The 17,417-nt window shown below is 68.0% G+C and carries 14 protein-coding genes; 6 read left to right on the forward strand and 8 right to left on the reverse strand.

Features of this window, described 5'->3' with window-relative positions:
- Window positions 1–73 precede the first annotated feature (73 nt).
- The gene (locus ABE546_RS09165) at window positions 74–463 is read left to right on the forward strand and encodes a hypothetical protein (RefSeq protein ID WP_102788673.1); all 390 of its coding nucleotides are present in this window, start codon (window positions 74–76) and stop codon (window positions 461–463) included.
- 59 nt (window positions 464–522) lie between these two features.
- Here the strand turns inward: ABE546_RS09165 and ABE546_RS09170 are convergent, their stop codons facing one another.
- The gene (locus ABE546_RS09170; RefSeq protein WP_102788674.1) at window positions 523–1,062 is read right to left on the reverse strand and encodes a pseudouridine synthase; all 540 of its coding nucleotides are present in this window, start codon (window positions 1,060–1,062) and stop codon (window positions 523–525) included.
- A 139-nt stretch (window positions 1,063–1,201) separates the two neighbouring features.
- On the reverse strand, window positions 1,202–2,011 hold the full coding sequence (locus ABE546_RS09175; protein ID WP_346463445.1) for a methyltransferase: 810 nt from the start codon (window positions 2,009–2,011) through the stop codon (window positions 1,202–1,204).
- A 225-nt stretch (window positions 2,012–2,236) separates the two neighbouring features.
- Between ABE546_RS09175 and ABE546_RS09180 the strand changes: the two genes are divergently transcribed.
- Entirely contained in the window at window positions 2,237–3,196 is a 960-nt protein-coding gene (locus ABE546_RS09180) for an aldo/keto reductase (protein ID WP_346463408.1), read from the forward strand.
- Window positions 3,197–3,289: 93 nt separating this feature from the next.
- Here ABE546_RS09180 and ABE546_RS09185 read toward each other — a convergent pair whose 3' ends face one another.
- Both ABE546_RS09185 and ABE546_RS09190 read right to left on the reverse strand, forming a co-directional pair.
- Window positions 3,290–4,198, reverse strand: a complete 909-nt coding sequence (locus ABE546_RS09185) for an NAD(P)/FAD-dependent oxidoreductase (RefSeq protein ID WP_346463410.1) — start codon at window positions 4,196–4,198, stop codon at window positions 3,290–3,292.
- Complete coding sequence (locus ABE546_RS09190; RefSeq protein WP_313209459.1) at window positions 4,188–4,640, reverse strand: Rrf2 family transcriptional regulator; 453 nt, start codon at window positions 4,638–4,640, stop codon at window positions 4,188–4,190. Before ABE546_RS09190 ends, ABE546_RS09185 begins: the two co-directional genes overlap by 11 nt.
- 181 nt (window positions 4,641–4,821) lie before the next feature.
- Here ABE546_RS09190 and ABE546_RS09195 point away from each other — a divergent pair, with 181 nt between their 5' ends.
- Window positions 4,822–6,954: a methyl-accepting chemotaxis protein gene (locus ABE546_RS09195; protein ID WP_346463412.1), complete on the forward strand. Its 2,133-nt coding sequence runs from the start codon at window positions 4,822–4,824 to the stop codon at window positions 6,952–6,954.
- A gap of 75 nt (window positions 6,955–7,029) precedes the next feature.
- Here ABE546_RS09195 and ABE546_RS09200 read toward each other — a convergent pair whose 3' ends face one another.
- Complete coding sequence (locus ABE546_RS09200; protein ID WP_102788681.1) at window positions 7,030–7,932, reverse strand: LysR family transcriptional regulator; 903 nt, start codon at window positions 7,930–7,932, stop codon at window positions 7,030–7,032.
- A gap of 126 nt (window positions 7,933–8,058) precedes the next feature.
- On the opposite strand from ABE546_RS09200, the gene ABE546_RS09205 reads away from it, so the two are divergent.
- Window positions 8,059–9,273, forward strand: a complete 1,215-nt coding sequence (locus ABE546_RS09205; protein WP_313219325.1) for an MFS transporter — start codon at window positions 8,059–8,061, stop codon at window positions 9,271–9,273.
- A gap of 192 nt (window positions 9,274–9,465) precedes the next feature.
- Window positions 9,466–10,269 (forward strand): 2,5-didehydrogluconate reductase DkgB, encoded by an 804-nt coding sequence (gene dkgB, locus ABE546_RS09210; protein ID WP_346463414.1) that lies wholly within the window; start codon window positions 9,466–9,468, stop codon window positions 10,267–10,269.
- Window positions 10,270–10,326: 57 nt separating this feature from the next.
- On the opposite strand, the gene ABE546_RS09215 is transcribed toward dkgB, so the two are convergent.
- From ABE546_RS09215 to mgtE, 3 genes are read right to left on the reverse strand one after another with little or no spacing between them, the layout of a single operon-like run.
- Window positions 10,327–11,025 (reverse strand): alpha/beta hydrolase, encoded by a 699-nt coding sequence (locus ABE546_RS09215; protein ID WP_313209471.1) that lies wholly within the window; start codon window positions 11,023–11,025, stop codon window positions 10,327–10,329.
- A gap of 47 nt (window positions 11,026–11,072) precedes the next feature.
- Complete coding sequence (locus ABE546_RS09220) at window positions 11,073–13,802, reverse strand: bifunctional acetate--CoA ligase family protein/GNAT family N-acetyltransferase (protein ID WP_346463416.1); 2,730 nt, start codon at window positions 13,800–13,802, stop codon at window positions 11,073–11,075.
- Window positions 13,803–13,855: 53 nt separating this feature from the next.
- Window positions 13,856–15,226, reverse strand: a complete 1,371-nt coding sequence (gene mgtE, locus ABE546_RS09225; RefSeq protein WP_070469987.1) for a magnesium transporter — start codon at window positions 15,224–15,226, stop codon at window positions 13,856–13,858.
- Window positions 15,227–15,571: 345 nt separating this feature from the next.
- Between mgtE and ABE546_RS09230 the strand changes: the two genes are divergently transcribed.
- Window positions 15,572–17,377 (forward strand): monovalent cation:proton antiporter-2 (CPA2) family protein, encoded by a 1,806-nt coding sequence (locus ABE546_RS09230; RefSeq protein ID WP_313209476.1) that lies wholly within the window; start codon window positions 15,572–15,574, stop codon window positions 17,375–17,377.
- Window positions 17,378–17,417: the final 40 nt, after the last annotated feature.

Here is a 17,417-nt window from a genome sequence, read left to right on the forward strand (position 1 = left end):
GTAGCAAATGGATAACACGCCCTACACGGCCACCGCGCGACACTGGATCAGAACCTTTAGGCAAGGACCCCCCATGAGCAGATTGACTGTGATTACCGACCGCGCCCTCGAGCGTGCCCTGGACATTGCCAGCAGCGCTGGTGACGGCCTCAAGCATGCCGGCAGCAACCTGCGTCACTTCGGGCCGCAGGCGACCGATTGGATCAAGACCGGTGCCGCACTCGGCGCGGTCAAGACCGGCAGCAAGGTCGCCGCCAAGGTGGTGCGCCGCAATCCGGCCGTGACCATCGCCGCCGCCGCTGTCGGCGTGGGCCTGCTGGGCTATGCGCTGTACCGCAAGCAGCAGAAGAAGAAGCTCGCCAACGGTGGGGTGGTGAACGGCCAGGCGCAGCGCATCAGCGCCCGCAACCGCCGCAACGACACCGTGGTGGACGAAACCAGCGATATCGGCAGCGACGCCTGATCCGCTGACGCGTTACCGCACGTGCATCGAAACCGCCGGTCTCTGCCGGCGGTTTTTTATTATCCGATCTGCCGCCACTGGCCGGGTTGCAGATCGCCGATCGCATGCGCGCCCATCGAGATACGCACCAGGCGCAACGTGGGCAGGCCGACCGCCGCGGTCATGCGTCGCACCTGCCGGTTGCGGCCCTCGCGCAGCGTGATCGCCAGCCACGCATCGGGCACCGTCTTGCGGAAGCGCACCGGCGGCGTGCGCGGCCACAGTTCAGGTGGCGGCTCCAGGCGCTCGACACCGGCCGGCAATGTGGGGCCATCGTTGAGCAGCACGCCACGGCGCAGCGCCTGGAGCTGAGCATCGGTCACTGTGCCTTCCACCTGCACCCAATAGGTCTTGTCCGCCTTGTGACGCGGATCGGTCAACTGGTGTGCCAGGCCGCCGTCATCAGTGAGCAACAGCAGGCCTTCGCTGTCGTAATCCAGCCGGCCAGCCGCGTATACCGCCGGTGGCAGCCCGAAACCGGCCAGGGTCGCGCGCGGCGGCTGGCTGCGGTCGGTGAACTGGCACAGCACGTTGAACGGTTTGTTGAAGGCGATCAGCATCGGGGCAACAGCGGCAGTGGGATGGACCATTGTCCCATCCCCATGCCGTCGCCGCGATCCAGACGGCGTCAGCCGATGGTCTTCATCTCGACCAGGACGCGCAGGCCATGGCCCGCGCGCCGTGTCTTATGCGGGTCGCTTACTTGCCCGGCTTCACGAAGCGCAGGGTCATGCGGTCGCTTTCGCCGATCGCCTGGTACTTGGCCTCATCGGCCGCGTCATGCTGGTTGGTCGGCGGCAGCGTCCACACACCGTTCGGGTAATCCTTGGTGTCGCGCGGATTGGTGTTGATCTCGCTGCTGCCGGCCAGTTCGAAACCGGCGGCCTTGGCCATCGCGATCACCTGCTGCTGGCCCACGTAACCGGTCTTGTCGTCTGCCGGTACATCGGCCTTGGCCCGGTGTTCCACCACGCCGAGCACGCCACCCGGCTTGAGCACCGAGAAGAAGCCCTTGAACATGCCTTCGGCCTGGCCGCTGCTGCGCCAGTTGTGCACGTTGCGGAAGGTCAGCACCACGTCTGCCGAGTTGGCCGGGCCAAAGACCGGGGCCTTCGGGTCATAGGCGACCACGCGGCTCTTGCCGAACACAGCAGCGTTGCCGGCGAACTTCTTGTCCAGCCCATCTCGGCTGCGCTGCTGGTAGTCGCGGCCACGTCCCTCCGCCACGGCCATCGGGTCGACCACGGCGGCGACGTACCGGCCCTTGTCGTGCAGCAGCGGCGCGAGGATTTCCGAATACCAGCCGCTGCCCGGAGTGACTTCGATGACGGTCTGGCCCGGCGCGACACCGAAGAACGACAGCGTCTGCGCCGGATGGCGGTAGGCATCGCGTTTGACGTTGGCCGGATCGCGGCGATTGTCCTGCACGGCCTTCTGCACGGCCGGGGTGATCGCGACCTGCGCGTTCGGGCCGGCGGGCTTGATCGCCATCGCGGGCGCGGCAAGCATCAGGGTGGAGACAGTGAACAGGCAGGCACAGGTCAACGAACGGGCTTTCATCGGCGGGGCTTCCAGTAACGGGATGCGGCGAGACTAGCAGCCAAGCGTGCACAGGTGTTCACAAAGCGTTAGTGCGACGCAGCAATCCAGAACACTGTTTTGTGCCTGCTGCCGCAACGCTGTCACCCCCCCGGCCGTATCCTGTGGAAACGATTCCCAGGGAGAACATCACCCATGACTGCTACGCGCGAACTCGGTCGTTCCGGCCTCCATGTCGCCCCCATCGCCTTCGGCGGCAATGTCTTCGGCTGGAGTGCGGACGAGAAGACCTCCTTCGCCCTGCTCGATGCCTTCGTCGAGGCCGGCTTCAACCTGGTCGATACCGCCGATGTCTATTCGGCATGGGTGCCCGGTAACCAGGGGGGCGAGTCGGAAACCATTCTGGGCCGCTGGTTCAAGCACAGCGGCAAGCGTGACAAGGTGGTGCTGGCGACCAAGGTGGCCAAGTGGTCCGAACACCCGGGCCTGTCGGCCGACAACATCACCGCCGCCGTGGAGGATTCGCTGCGCCGCCTGCAGACCGACGTGATCGATCTGTACCAGGCGCACGAAGATGATGAATCCACCCCGCTGGAATCCACGCTGGCCGCCTTCGGTCGCCTGATCGAACAGGGCAAGGTGCGCGCGATCGGTGCCTCCAACTACAGCGCCGAGCGCCTGCGCGATGCCTTGAGGGTCTCGACCGACTACAAACTGCCGCGCTATGAAACGCTGCAGCCGGAGTACAACCTGTACGACCGCGCCGGTTACGAAGCCGGGCTGGAAGCGGTAGTGCGCGAAGCGCAGCTCGGCGTGATCAGCTACTACTCGCTGGCCAGCGGCTTCCTCAGCGGCAAGTACCGCAGTGCCGCCGATGCGGGCAAGAGCAGCGCGCGCGGCCAGAGCGTGGTGGACAAGTACGTCAATCCGCGTGGCCTGCGCATCCTGGGCGCACTGGACGACATCGCCAGCACGCATGGCGTGAGCCCGTCGCAGATCGCGATCGCGTGGTTGATCGCCCGTCCAGGCATCACCGCGCCGATCGTCAGCGCCACCAGTGTCGAGCAGTTGCACGATGTGCTGGCCGCCGCGAAGGTCGCGCTGTCGGCGCAGGATGTGCAGCAGCTGGATGCGGCGAGCGCCGAACAGGCCTGAGCCCACCGCCATGTATGACGGACAGCCGCCGCAGGGCGGCTGTTTCCGTGTGGGGTGGGCGCTCGGTTTCCGGCCCGGCCGAGCGCCCTGGCCTTATCGGCTGGCCCGGCTGTCTTCGGCGACCAGCGCGTGGTGCAGGCTGACGCCGGCGCGCACGCCTTCGGCACTGGCCAGGCTGATGTTGCCGACCAGCGTTGCATCGCCTGCGGCATAGATGCCGGGCACGCTGGTCTGCTTGCCCGGGTCGACCTGGACCAGCACGCCGATCGGGCTGTTCTCCAGCACGCAGCCCAGCTGTTCCACCAGGGGTGTCGCCATGTGCTGGCGCGCGGTGACGAACAGCGCGCGCAGTTCAAGCCGGCGGCCATCGGCGAGCACGGCAGCGCTCAGCGCCGGTGCCTCGCCTTCGAGACCGATCACGGCCTCGTGCTCGATGCTGACCCCGCGGTGCTGCAGGGCAGCGCGTTCTTCCGGTGCCAGTGTCATGCCGTGCGCGAACAGGGTGACGTTGCCCCAGTCCGCGAGCAACGCGGCCATCGTCGCGGATTTCTCATGCCCGCCCAGCAGGCCGATCGCGCCGCCGCCGATTTCATAGCCATGGCAGTACGGGCAGTGCACCACGCTGTGGCCCCAGCGCTCGGCCAGGCCGGGCAGTTCGGGCAGTTCATCGGCGATGCCGGTGGCCAGCAGCAGCTTGCGCGTGGCCCAGGTGTCACCGTTCGCGGTGCCGACCACGAAACCATCCACGGTCGGCTCGGCCGTGCTGACCGTATCGTTGACCCAGCGCACCGTCGGGTAGTCCAACAGCTGCGCCTTGGCGTTGCGCAGCAGCTCGGCACCGGCGATGCCATCCTGGCCCAGCACGCCCTGGGAATGGGCGGCGAAGCGGTTGCGGGGCAGGCCGCTGTCGATCACCAGGATCTCGCGGCGCGCACGCGCCAGGATCAGGGCAGCGGACAGGCCGGCGAAGCTGCCGCCGACGACAATCGCATCAAACCTCATGGGGAACTCCTGCAGCATGGTGGGCCAGGTGGCGGGCGAATGCCTCGCCCAGCGTGGCCAGGGTGGTGTCACGCAGGCGGGCCTCGAGCAGCGCCTGGGCCTGGCGGTAACTGTCGTCCAGCGCCTCGTTGACCACGCGCTGCACCGGGCAGCCGCGCCCGGTCTCGCGCGCGCCGGTGTGCAGCAGGGCGGGCGCACCGATGGCGACATACACGTCGTGCAGGGTGATCTGCGCCGGCTCCCGGGCGAGTTGGGCGCCGCCCCCGTGGCCACGCACGGTGGTCACCAGGCCGCCTTTGTTCAGGGCCGACAGCAGACGGCGGATCACCACGGGATGGGTCGGCAGGCAGGTGGCGAGCTGCTCGGAGGTGCGCGGACCGTCCTGGCCGACCAGATGGGCCATCACGTGCAAGGCGTCTGAGAACTGGTTGCTGGATTTCATGTAACTACATTAGTTACATATTGGTTGCGTGTCCAGTCCTGTTTCGTTCCATATGCGACCAAAATTAATCTACACGCCATCGTCACAACGTTTAATGGAACGGCAACCGTGATTGGCGTCGCACTTCAGCCTGCTTTAGGCAGACCGATACCGCATTGCCCTTCCCCACTTTTCATTTCCCATGACGTCCTCCGCACCGGCGCGTCCACGCGCCCTGAGTCTTCAATTCAAACTGCTGGGCGCGCTGTCGCTCGGCCTGGTCATCATCGTGCTGGCGGCCCTGGCCGGGCTGGGGTCGGCCTGGCGGAACCTGTCGGCCGAGGTGCCCGTCGAGGTCGCCCGCAAAGCGCAGGCCGAGCTGCTGCAGCGCGAGTTCCGGCTGCAGGTGCAGGAGTGGAAGAACGTGTTGATCCGGGGCGCCGATGAGGCGCTGCGCGAGCGCCACCTGGCGGCGTTCGATGCGGAAGGACGCCGCATTGAAGCCCTGGCCGGCACGCTGGCGACCAGCCGCGATGAACAGACACGCACGCTGGCCAACCGGTTCCTGGCCGAGCACCGCGCATTGGAGGCCCGCTACCGCGGCGCGTTGGAGGCATTCGCGGCCAGTGGCTATGACACCCAGGCCGGCGACGCGCTGGTGCGCGGCGCCGACCGCGCCGTGGGCGCCACGCTGGATGCCTTGGCCGCGCGCGCCAGCGAACGAGCCGAGTACGAGACCGGTGCAACGGCCGAGCGCGCCCGCGCCGCGCTGGTCGCCTCGGCCATGGTCACGGCGCTGGCGGCGCTGGTGCTGCTGGCCGTGCTCACCCTGTGGCTGCGGCGCGCGGTGATCGCCCCGGTGGTCGCGGTCGAAGCCGCAGCCCGCGCGGTGGCACGCGGCGATCTGGAGCATGTGGTGGTGGTGCGCAGCGGCGATGAGATCGGTCGCCTTGGCACCGCGATGCGCGAGGTTACCCAGACCCTGAAGGGCGTGCTGGCCGCGCAGGCGACGATGGCGCAGCGCCACGACGCCGGTGAGATCAGCTACCGCATGGACGCCACGGCATTCCCGGGCGGCTATGGGCAGATGGTCAGCGACACCAACACCCTGGTCGCCAACCACATCCAGGTGAAGCTGCGGGCGATCGAGATCATGGGCCACTACGCGGTCGGTGATCTATCGGTGGACATGGAACGCCTGCCCGGCGAGAAGGCGGTGATCACCCAGGCGCTGGATACCGCCAAGGCCAACCTCGGTGCCATCAATGCCGAGATCAAACGATTGGCGGCGGCAGCGGCCGTGGGCGATTTCAGCCAGCGCGGCGATGAGGCACGCTACCAGCACGACTTCGGCGAGATGGTCGGCGGTCTCAACCGCCTGATGCAGACCACCGAGCAGGATCTGGGCGAGGTCTCGCGCGTGCTGCAGGCGATCGCCGGGGGTGATCTCAGCGCGCGCATGCGCGGCGACTTCCACGGGGTGTTCGCGCGCATGCGCGATGACATGGCGCGTACCACCGGTCAGCTGACCACCATCGTCGGCGACATCAAGCACGCCGCGCAATCGATCCAGACCGCCGCCGGCGAGATCGCCGCGGGCAACAGCGACCTGTCGCGCCGTACCGAACAGCAGGCCGCCAACCTGGAAGAAACCGCCGCCTCGATGGAGGAACTCACCTCCACCGTGCGCCAGAACGCCGAGCACGCGCGCCAGGCCAACCAGCTTTCGCTCAACGCCGCCTCGGTCGCCTCGCAAGGCGGTGAGGTGGTCGGCCAGGTGGTCACGACGATGGGGGCGATCCAGGCCTCGTCGCGGCAGATCGCCGAGATCATCAGCGTCATCGACGGCATCGCGTTCCAGACCAACATCCTGGCGCTCAACGCTGCCGTGGAAGCGGCGCGCGCCGGCGAGCAGGGCCGCGGCTTTGCGGTGGTCGCCAGCGAAGTGCGCACGCTGGCGCAGCGCTCGGCCAGCGCGGCCAAGGAGATCAAGGGGCTGATCGATCAATCCGTCGCCGATGTCGACAGCGGTGCCGCGCTGGTGCAGCAGGCCGGGCAGACCATGGGCGAGATCGTCGGCAGTGTGCAGCGCGTCACCGACATCATGGCCGACATCGCAGCGGCCTCGCAGGAACAGTCCGCCGGGATCGAGCAGGTCAACCAGACCGTGGTGCAGATGGACGAGACCACGCAGCAGAACGCAGCGCTGGTGGAAGAAGCTTCGGCGGCAGCGCGCAGCATGGAAGAGCAGGCCGTCGCCTTGAATGCGGCGGTGGATGTGTTCGTGCTGGATGCCGGGCGCGGTGTGGTGAGCGGATTGGCCCGCGCGGCGTGATGCAGCGGTAGTGCCGGCCGCTGGCCGGCAACCGCACGCAGCACGCATCGGAATGGCGCCGGCCAGCGGCCGGCACTACCGGACGTAGGGGGTACCCACCATGGCCTCGGCCAGGTGATCGAGGAAGGAGCTGATCCGCGCCGAGACCGCCGTGTTGCGGTAGTACACGGCGTGGATCGGCTGGCGGACCTCCACGGTGATATCCGGCAGCACCTGCACCAGGGCGCCGGCTTCGCGGTCGCGGTGGGTCATGAAATCAGACAGGCTGACGATCCCGACCCCTTCCAGCGCCAGCCGGCGCAGTGTTTCGCCGCTGGAGACCGCCACCGCCGGGCGCACGTGCAGCAGCGCGTCGGTCGCGCCGGGCAGCGGCCAGTGGTTGAGCGAGTCAGGCTCGTTGAAGCCGAGCAGGGTGTGCTCGGTCAGTGCCGCCACGTCGCGCGGGGTGCCGTGCTGCTCCAGATACGCCGGGCTGGCCATCACGCGCAGCCGGCTGTGGGCCAGCGGCCGCGCATGCAGGGTGGAATCGGCCAATGGCCCGATACGGATGGCCACATCGGTGCGCCGCTCCAGCAGATCGATGTAGCGCTCGCTGCTGTTGAGCTCCAGCGCCACCTCGGGATAGCGCGCGCGGTAGCTGGCCACCAGCGGGGCGATCACGTGCAGGACGAACGGCATCGCCGCATCCACGCGCAGGCGCCCGGCCGGTCGCTGACGGCGTGCGGCGATCTGCTCTTCGGCCGCTTCCACCGAGGCCACGATCGCGCGGGCCTGGGCCAGGAAAGCGTCGCCCTCCTCGGTCAGCTGCAGGCGACGGGTCGTCCGCGTGAGCAGGGTGGTGCCGAGCTTTTCTTCCAGCCGACCCAGCGCGCGGCTGACCCCGGAGGTGGTCTGGCCCAGCTGTTCGGCGGCGGCGGTGATCGACCCGCTGTCGATCACGGCGATGAAGGCCTGCATCTCATCGAGGGTGGTTTTCATGGCGGCGGCCCGGCGGAGAGGCTCCATTATTGACCATGGAGCAACAGTGATTGGCGTGAAGGCCGCTTTTTCCGCAAGAGTGCGGCGCGCAGACTGCGCAGCCTCACTCCCCACCGGTATCCGTCCATGTCCCGCGGTATCCCCTTGGCCTTGTTGGCGTTGACGCTGGGTGCGTACGCCATCGGCACGACTGAATTCGTCATCGTCGGCCTGATCCCGACGATCGCCGCCGACCTCGGCGTCACCCTGCCCTCGGCCGGCCTGCTGGTGTCGCTGTATGCGCTTGGCGTGGCGGTCGGTGCGCCGGTGCTCACCGCGCTGACCGGCCGGGTGCCACGCAAGACCCTGCTGGTCGCGCTGATGCTGCTGTTCACCCTCGGCAATGTGATCGCCTGGATGGCTCCGGGCTACGGCTCGCTGATCGTGGCGCGCGTGCTGACCGGCCTGGCGCACGGTGTGTTCTTCTCGATCGGCTCGATCATCGCCACCTCGGTGGTGCCCAAGGAAAAGGCCGCCAGCGCGATCGCGATCATGTTCACCGGCCTCACCGTGGCGCTGGTCACCGGCGTGCCGCTGGGCACCTTCATCGGCCAGCACCTGGGCTGGCGGGCCACCTTCCTGGCCGTGGCCGCGCTCGGCGTGATCGCGCTGATCGGCAGCCTGCTGTTCGTGCCGCGCAACCTGCAGCGCAGCGCGCCGGCCACGTTCGGCCAGCAGCTCGCCGTGCTCGCACAGCCGCGCCTGCTGCTGGTGTATGCGATCACCGCACTCGGCTACGGCGGCACCTTCCTCTCCTTCACCTACCTGGCCTCGATCCTGCAGGACGTGACCGGCTTCTCGGCCAATGCGGTCAGTGGCGTGCTGCTGGTCTACGGCGTGTCGGTGGCGATCGGCAACCTGTGGGGCGGCCGCCTGGCCGACCGCCGCGGCCCGATCCCGGCCCTGAAGCTGATCTTCGCGTTGCTGGCCGCCGTGCTGTTCTTGCTTACCTTCACCGCCTACAACACCTGGTTGGTGCTGCTGACCGTGCTCGCGCTGGGTGCGGTGGCGTTCGGCAACGTGCCGGGCCTGCAGGTGTACGTGGTCAAGCAGGCACAGCGGTTCGCCCCGCAGGCCGCCGACGTGGCGTCGGGCCTGAACATCGCCGCCTTCAACGTCGGCATCGCGCTCGGTGCTTCGCTGGGGGGCCTGGTGGTCGATCACTTCGGCCTGATGCACACCCCGTGGCTGGGCGCGCTGGTGGTGATGGGCGCCTTTGGCCTGACCGCGTTGAGCGGCCGCCTGGACCGCCGCGATGGCGTGGCCGACCGCGCCGAAGGCATCGCCGTGAGCGCGCATTGAGGGATCCCGGTCGCGGACCCGTGACAGCAGCCGACCAACGGTCGGCTCTACCTGACAGCCGACCAACGGTCGGCTCTACCTGACAGCCGAGCAACGATTCGTTCCACGCAACCACAGCCGACCAACGGTCGGCTCTACCGTCGCTTTACGGTGCACGGCGTAGCCTGCACCTCACCCCATGAAGGAGTTTCCATGAGCATTCCCGCCTTCGGCCTCGGCACCTTCCGCCTGAAGGGCCAGACCGTGATCGACTCGGTGCGCAACGCACTGGACGTCGGCTACCGCGCCATCGATACCGCACAGATCTACGAGAACGAAGCCGAGGTCGGCCAGGCCATCGCCGAGTCCGGCGTGGCCCGCGAAGCTCTGTTCCTGACCACCAAGATCTGGATCGCCAACTTCCACCACGACGCGCTGCTGGAGAGCCTGCGCGAGAGCCTGCGCAAGCTGCGCACCGACCACGTCGAGCTGACCTTGATCCACTGGCCGTCGCCGAAGGATGCGGTGCCGATGGCCGAGTATCTCGGTGCACTGGCCGAGGCCAAGTCGCAGGGCCTGACCCGCCAGATCGGCATCTCCAACTTCACCATCGCCCAGACCCGCCAGGCCATCGAGATCCTCGGTGCCGATGCGATCGCGACCAACCAGATCGAAGTCCACCCCTACCTGCAGAACCGCGCGCTGATCGCGTTCCTGAAGGAACAGGGCATCGCTGTCACCGCCTACATGAGCCTGGCCTACGGCGAAGTGCTCAAGGACCCGGTGATCCAGGCCATCGCCGCGCGCCACCAGGCCACCCCGGCCCAGATCGCGTTGGCGTGGGCGTTGCAGCAGGGCTTTGCGGTGATTCCGTCCTCGACCAAGCGCGACAACCTGGCCGGCAACCTGTTGGCCGCCGATCTGCGCTTGAGCGATGAGGACATGGCGCAGATCGCCACGCTGGATCGGGGGCATCGCCTGGCGAACCCTGAGGCGATTGCGCCAGCCTGGGATTGACCGGTAGCGCCCGACCGTTGGTCGGGCGTGGTGGGCATGCCGACCAACGGTCGGCACCTACCCCTGCAACCACGCGCGCAGTGCCGCGCTGACCTCGTCGGGCTTCTCCATCGGGGCCAGATGGCCACAATCGGGCAGCACCACCAGGGTTGAATCCGGCACCAGCGCATGCATCGCCTCGCTGATCGCCAGCGGGGTGATGCGGTCGTTCGCACCGCATACGATCAACAGCGGATCGCGGTATCCGGCCAGCACGTCATGGCCATCCACCCGGTCCAGTGCGCTCTGGCGCAGGAACACCTCCGCGCCCAGCCGCGCGGTCATGTCGCGTACGCGCTGCACCAGCACATCGTCATCCAGCCGCGAGGCATCGATGTAGCTGCGCATCAACGTGTCACCGAAGCCGTGGAATTTTCCGGGCAGCCGCACGCTTGCCTGCTGCGTCCTCCGTTGCGCGGCGCGCTCGGGCGAGTCGGCATGGATCGAGGTATCGATCAGGGCCAGGCGCAGCACCCGCTCCGGCGCGGTGCGCAGAATCTGCTGGGCGACGAAACCGCCGAGGGAGAACCCGGCCAGGGCAAAGCGCGCCGGTGCCTGCGCCAGCACGTCATCGACCACGGCCTGCATCGTCTCGCCGCGGGTCTGGTCGCCCACGATGCAGTCGGCGATATCGGACAGGTCGGCGATCTGCGCACGCCAGAGTTCAGCGTCGTTGAGCAGGCCGGGGAGCAGCAGCAGGGGGAGGCGGTCGGTCATCCCGTATTGTCGCCCCGCCCACGTGCACGCGCCGTACCGCGATCGGCTCAGTGCGTTGCAGGATCGGGCGCCTGCGGCACCTGTACGTCCTGCACCGGCAGGGTCACCACCATCACCGTCGAATCGTCCGGGTCGAGCCGGGTCTTGAAGCCCAGGCTCTGGCACATCGCCAGCATGGTGCTGTTCTCGCGCAGCACCTGGCCTTCGATGATGTTCAGGCCCAGCCATTGCGCGTACTCGATCATGATCGCCATCAACCGCCAACCGATGCCGTGGCCCTTGAGGTCGGAGCGGATCAGGATGCCGTACTCGCCACGGTCGTAGTCCGCATCGGCGTGCAGGCGCACCGCGCCGAGCATGTCGCCGCTGCGCGGGTCGATGGCCACCAGCGCGATGGAACGCGCGTAGTCGAGCTGGGTCAGGCGCGCGATGAACTCGTGGCTGAAGTGCTTCACCGACTGGAAGAAGCGCAGCCGCAGGTCGTCATCGGTGACGCGCGCGAAGAAGGCACGGAACAGCGCGTCGTCCTCGGGGCGGACCGGGCGTACAAAGGCGGGGGCGCCGTCGGACAGGGTGATGGTGCGCTCCCACTCCTTCGGGTACGGAAACACCGCGAAACGGGGGTGGCCGCGGCCCTTGTGCAGCTTGCGCGACGGTTCGATCGCCACGCGCGCATCGAGTGCAATCACCCCGTCGCGGTCGGCCAGCAGCGGATTGATGTCGAGCGTGCGGATCTCGGGGATGTCGGCGGCAAGCTGGGCGAGCTTGACCAGGATCAGCGCAACCGCGCGTTCGTCGGCGGCCGGAACATCGCGGTACGCCTTGAGGATGCGTGAGACCCGCGTGCGGCCGATCAGTTCATGCGACAGGCGCAGGTCCAGCGGTGGCAGGGCGATCGCCTTGTCGTCGATCACTTCGACCGCAGTGCCGCCACGGCCGAATACGATCACCGGGCCGAAGGTCGGGTCATCGGCAATACCCGCGATCAACTCGCGCGCCTTGGGCCGCACGATGGTCGGCTGCACCAGCACGCCATCGATACGCGCATCGGGCCGCTTTTCATGCGCGCGCGCGATGATCGAGGTCGCCGCCGCATGCACGGATTGCAGGGTACCGAGGTTCAGACGCACGCCGTCGACATCGGACTTGTGCGGGATGTCGGCCGAGAACACCTTGATCGCCACCGTGGCGCCCTGCTCCAGCAATGGCTGGGCCAGGTCCATCGCCTCGTGGGCATCACTGGCCTGCATCACCGGCGCGGACGGAATGCCGTAGGCGCTGAGCAGCTGGTGGGTGGCGATCGGGTCCAGCCACTGCTGGCCGGCGGCCAGTGCGGTCTCCACCAGCGCGCGCGCGCCGGCGGTATCGACCACGAAATCCTCGGGCAGGCTGGGCGGGGTTTCCATCAACGCGGCCTGCGCGTCGCGGTAGCGCACCAGATGCTGGAAGCCGCGCACGGCCTCGGCTTCGGTCGGGTAGGTCGGCACGCGCGCGGCATTGAGCGTGGCGGTGGCACGATCGTCGTTGCCCAGCCACACCGCGAACACCGGCTTGTCGCGGTGGTGGCGCGGGCGCAGGCCGAGCGTGCGGGTCAGGGCCTGCGCGGCATCGGCCGAGGAGGTGAACGCGGTCGGCACGTTGACCACCAGCACGGCGTCGTTCTCGGTATCGGACATCAGCGCTTCGATCGCCGCGGCGTAGCGGTCGCCATCGGCATCGACCACGATGTCGACCGGATTGCTGCGCGACCAGCCTTGCGGCAGCACCGCATCGAGCTGGGCGACGGTGGCCGGCGACAGCTCGGCCAGGCTGCCGCGCAGGGCCAGCAGCTGGTCCACCGCCAGCCGCCCCACCCCACCGCCGTTGCTCAGGATCGCCAGGCGACGGCCCGGGAAGGTGCCGAGCCGGCCCAGTGTTTCGGCCGCGGTGAACAGCTCATCCAGCGCGCTGACGCGCAGCAGGCCCGCACGGTTGAATGCCGCACCGTACACCGCATCGGCGCTGGCCAGCGCCTGCACGTGGGTATCGGCATCGGGATTGATGCGGATGTGGCGGCCGGATTTGACCACCACCACCGGCTTGGCGCGCGCAGCGGCACGCGCGGCGGACATGAACTTGCGCGCATCGCGGATGTGCTCGACGTACAGCAGGATCGCGCGGGTGCGGTAATCGGTGGCGAAGTAATCGAGCAGATCGCCGAAGTCGACATCCAGGGTGTCGCCGAGCGAGACCACGGCGGAGAAACCGACCGAGCGCGCCACGCCCCACTCCACCAGGGCCGCGGCAATCGCACTGGATTCGGAGATCAGGGCCAGATCGCCGGCCTGCGGGAAGTGCGCGGCGATGCTGGCGTTCAAGCGTGCATGCGGCGCGATCACGCCCAGGCAGTGCGGGCCGAGAATACGCAGGCCCTTGGGCCGGGCGGCGGCCTCCACCTGCGCGGCCAGCGAGCCCGGGCCTTCGCCCAGGTTGGCCGTCAGAATGATCGCCGCGCTGACACCGCGCTCGGCGGCCGTGGCCACCACCTGCGGCACGATGCTGGCCGGGGCGGTGATCACCACCAGCTCGGGCACCCAGTCCAGATCCTTGAGCCGCTTCACGGTGCGGATGCCGTCGATCTCGCTGTAACGCGGATTGATCCAGGCCACCTTGCCGGTGAAGCCGGTGCCGCGCAGATTGCGCATCACTGCGCGGCCAGCGGAGCGTTCACGTGGGCTGCCGCCGATCACGGCGACCGACTGCGGGCGGAAGACGGCTTGCAGGTGGTAGGTGCTCATGCGATCAGACAGTAACAGGGACGGGGGTGGTTATTAACCACCCCCCGTCCCTGTCAAAGGAGGGTGCCGCGCAGGATCATCGCGGCGATGCTGAAGTAGATGACCAGGCCGGTAACATCGACCAGCGTGGCCACGAACGGGGCCGAGGCGCTGGCCGGGTCGAAGCCCAGGCGCTTGAGGATGAAGGGCAGCATCGAGCCGGACAGCGAGCCGAAGGTGACGATGCCGACCAGGGCCGCGCCGATGGTCAGTGCCAGCAGCTGCCAGTGCTCGCCGTAGTCGTGCAGGCCCAGCAGCTGCCAGGACACGATGCGGATGATCGCCAGCACGCCCAGGATCGCGCCCAGGGTGATGCCGGTCGGCACCTCGCGCAGCGCCACCTTCCACCAGTCACGCAGGCGCAGCTCGCGCAGGGCCAGGCTGCGGATCAGCAGCGAAGTGGCCTGCGAGCCGGAGTTGCCGCCCGAGCTCATTATCAGCGGGATGAACAGCGTCAGCACCACCGCGCGTGCCAGCTCGTCCTCGTAGTGCTGCATCGCGCTGGCGGTCAACATTTCGCCGAGGAACAGCACGCTCAGCCAGCCGGCCCGCTTGCGCAGCATCTCGAAGAAGCCGATCTGCATGTACGGCTTTTCCAGCGCCTCCATACCGCCGAACTTGTGCACGTCCTCGGTGGATTCTTCGATCAGGGCATCGAGGATGTCATCCACCGTAACGATGCCAAGCACATGGTGCTGCGCGTCGACCACCGGAATCGCGAGCAGGTCGTGGCGGCGGATCAGCTGCGCCACCTCTTCCTGATCCAGCTGCACCTCCACCGTTACCGGCGGGTTGACCTGGGCAACGTCGAGGATGGGTTCCTCGGGCAGCCCGGTGATCAGCCGGCGCATGGTCACCACCTGCACCAGCGCGCGGGTGTGCGGGTCCAGCACATAGATCGCGTAGACGGTCTCGCGGGTGCGCTCGACCTCGCGGATGTGCTGCAGGGTGCGGCCGACCGTCCAGTCCGAGGGCACGCTGACGAACTCGGTGGTCATCAGCGCGCCGGCGGTGTGCGCCGGGTAGCTCAGCAACTGCTGGATCGCCTTGCGCGCCTCCGGGCTGAGCAGCGGGATCAGGCGCGCGCGCTCGTCCTCGTCCAGCTCGTGGACGATATCGGTGGCGCGGTCATCGGCCATCAGCCCGAGCAGGGCGGCGGCGCGGGCCACCGGCATGGCCGCCACGAGATCGCCGCCGCGGTTGAGCTCGGGCTGCTCGAGCATCTTCACCGCGCGCGGCAACGGCAACGCGGCCAGCGTGTCGGCGGCGCGCGACAGGCTCAGCGTGTTGAGGAATTCCACCGCATCGGCGGTGTTGAAATTATCGAGGGGTGCGCTCAACGAGGCGGCATCGGCCACCGGGCGCAGCAGGTCTTTCTGGTTCATCGTATTCGCCTGTGGGTATCGCATTGCGCGACGCCAACGCTGGCGAACCGACCCGTGTCAGGCGGTGGCCATCGCTGGCGTCGAGCAAGGTCGACTTCTACTGTCGCTGGACATGGGTTGGGGACTCCGGAAGGGTTTACTGCCGACGGCGGACGCCAGCAGCGGCGGGCAGTCTGGACCCGGGTGTGACGCAGGTCAACCCTTGTGCGGGACGCCGTTCCGGTGGGAGTCGCCTTCCGCACCCATCGCGGTCGCATAATGGCGCGTGGCCCCGGCCACAGGCCCCGGTCCGCCCGGGGAGGCTTTCCACCCGCACGGCACACGACCCCATGAGCAGGTTCCCCCATGCATAGCGGCGCGCTCGAGCTGGCCCTGGTGCTGCTGCTGGCCGCGGTGATCGCGGTGCCGGTGTTCAAAAAACTCGGCCTGGGCGCGGTGCTTGGCTATCTGGCGGCTGGCGTGGTGCTCGGCCCGGATGGCCTGGGTTTCGTGCAGGACGCCGACCGCATCCTCAGCGCCGCCGAGATCGGCGTGGTGATGCTGCTGTTCGTGATCGGCCTGGAGCTGTCGCCCGCCCGCCTGAAGGTGATGCGCCGCTCGGTGTTCGGTGCCGGCGCACTGCAGGTCGCGCTGAGTGCCCTCGTGCTGGGCAGCCTGCTGATGCTGGATCACTTCCAGTGGAAGAGCGCGTTGATCGTCGGCATCGCGCTGGCACTGTCCTCCACGGCGGTCGGGCTGCAGCTGCTGTCCGAACACAAAGCGATCAACAGCGATTACGGGCGCCTGGGCTTCGCCATCCTGCTCTTCCAGGATCTGATCGCGATCCCGTTGCTGGCGGCGATTCCGCTGCTCGGCGGTGCGCGCAACGACACTCTGCAGTGGAACGACGTGGCGATCGCGATCGGCGCGCTGGCGGTGGTGATCCTGTGCGGACGGCCGGTGCTGCGCCGGCTGTTCAACATCATCGCGCGCACGCGCAGCCCGGAGGTGTTCACCGCCACCGCGCTGCTGGTCGTGCTCGGCACCGCATGGTTCATGCAGGAGGCCGGGCTGAGCCCGAGCCTGGGCGCGTTCCTGGCCGGTGTGCTGTTGTCCGATTCGGAATTCCGCCACGAGCTGGAATCGCAGATCGAACCGTTCAAGGGCCTGCTGCTCGGCCTGTTCTTCATCGCCGTGGGCATGGGCATCGACCTGGACCGCATCGTCGCCGAGCCGATGATGATCGCCGCCGGCGTGGCGATCCTGCTGGTGGTCAAGTTCGGCCTGCTGTTCGGCATCGGCAAGCTGGCCAAGCTGCGCACGCGCCACGCGGTGCTGCTGGGCAGCGTGCTGTGGCTGGGCGGCGAGTTCGCCTTCGTGGTGTTCAACGAAGCCCAGCGCGCGCACCTGCTTGGCAGTGCCAACCATGATCGGCTGGTGGCGATCGTCGGCCTGTCGATGGCGATCACGCCGCTGTTGATGATCGGCCTGATCCGCCTGCTGGGCCGCGATGACGGTCCCAAGGCGCCGGCCCAGCCCGCCGACAAGGTCGACATCACCGATGTACAGCCGCAGGTGATGATCGCCGGCATGGGCCGCTTCGGCCAGGTGGTGGCGCGCCTGCTGACCGCGCAGAAGATCCCGTTCGTGGCGCTGGAGTCCAATCCGGATACGGTCTCGGACCTGCGCCGCTTCGGCAACAAACTCTATTACGGCGACCCCACCCGGCCGGAGATGCTGCGCGCCGCCGGCGGCGAGCACATCCGCGTATACGTGGTCACACTGGATGATCCGGACGCCAACATGCGGGCCACGCGGCTTATCCGGCGCATGTATCCCGATGCGGTGGTGCTGGTGCGCGCACGCAACCGCCAGCATGCGTGGCGGCTGATGGACATGTCCGCCGAGCCGTTCCGCGAGGTGTTCGGCACCAGCCTGGAACTGAGCGAACGGATGCTGATCGCGCTCGGCATGTCGGTGGAGACCGCACGCAGCCATGTGCAGCGCTTCCGCGAGCATGACGAGAAGCTGCTGCGCGATCAGTACCTGGTCTACGACGACGAAGCGGCGGTGATCCAGACCTCGCGCGATGCGCGCGCGGACCTGATGCATCTGTTCGAGGCGGATGCGGAGAGTGATGGGAAGGGTGTGGACGGCAACCCGCCGCGTTGATGAACCTGCAGGTGCACCTGCCCGTGCCTCATTGAGCGCT

The organism is Stenotrophomonas sp. TWI377 (genome assembly GCF_039674525.1).
In the GTDB taxonomy this organism is placed as follows: domain Bacteria; phylum Pseudomonadota; class Gammaproteobacteria; order Xanthomonadales; family Xanthomonadaceae; genus Stenotrophomonas.

Excerpts from the sequence above, each read along its gene's own strand:
- ABE546_RS09165 (WP_102788673.1), top strand. The coding sequence starts at position 74 with ATGAGCAGATTGACTGTGATTACCGACCGCGCCCTCGAGCGTGCCCTG.
- ABE546_RS09170 (WP_102788674.1), bottom strand. The coding sequence starts at position 1,062 with ATGCTGATCGCCTTCAACAAACCGTTCAACGTGCTGTGCCAGTTCACC.
- ABE546_RS09175 (WP_346463445.1), bottom strand. The coding sequence starts at position 2,011 with ATGCTTGCCGCGCCCGCGATGGCGATCAAGCCCGCCGGCCCGAACGCG.
- ABE546_RS09180 (WP_346463408.1), top strand. The coding sequence starts at position 2,237 with ATGACTGCTACGCGCGAACTCGGTCGTTCCGGCCTCCATGTCGCCCCC.
- ABE546_RS09185 (WP_346463410.1), bottom strand. The coding sequence starts at position 4,198 with ATGAGGTTTGATGCGATTGTCGTCGGCGGCAGCTTCGCCGGCCTGTCC.
- ABE546_RS09190 (WP_313209459.1), bottom strand. The coding sequence starts at position 4,640 with ATGAAATCCAGCAACCAGTTCTCAGACGCCTTGCACGTGATGGCCCAT.
- ABE546_RS09195 (WP_346463412.1), top strand. The coding sequence starts at position 4,822 with ATGACGTCCTCCGCACCGGCGCGTCCACGCGCCCTGAGTCTTCAATTC.
- ABE546_RS09200 (WP_102788681.1), bottom strand. The coding sequence starts at position 7,932 with ATGAAAACCACCCTCGATGAGATGCAGGCCTTCATCGCCGTGATCGAC.
- ABE546_RS09205 (WP_313219325.1), top strand. The coding sequence starts at position 8,059 with ATGTCCCGCGGTATCCCCTTGGCCTTGTTGGCGTTGACGCTGGGTGCG.
- dkgB (WP_346463414.1), top strand. The coding sequence starts at position 9,466 with ATGAGCATTCCCGCCTTCGGCCTCGGCACCTTCCGCCTGAAGGGCCAG.
- ABE546_RS09215 (WP_313209471.1), bottom strand. The coding sequence starts at position 11,025 with ATGACCGACCGCCTCCCCCTGCTGCTGCTCCCCGGCCTGCTCAACGAC.
- ABE546_RS09220 (WP_346463416.1), bottom strand. The coding sequence starts at position 13,802 with ATGAGCACCTACCACCTGCAAGCCGTCTTCCGCCCGCAGTCGGTCGCC.
- mgtE (WP_070469987.1), bottom strand. The coding sequence starts at position 15,226 with ATGAACCAGAAAGACCTGCTGCGCCCGGTGGCCGATGCCGCCTCGTTG.
- ABE546_RS09230 (WP_313209476.1), top strand. The coding sequence starts at position 15,572 with ATGCATAGCGGCGCGCTCGAGCTGGCCCTGGTGCTGCTGCTGGCCGCG.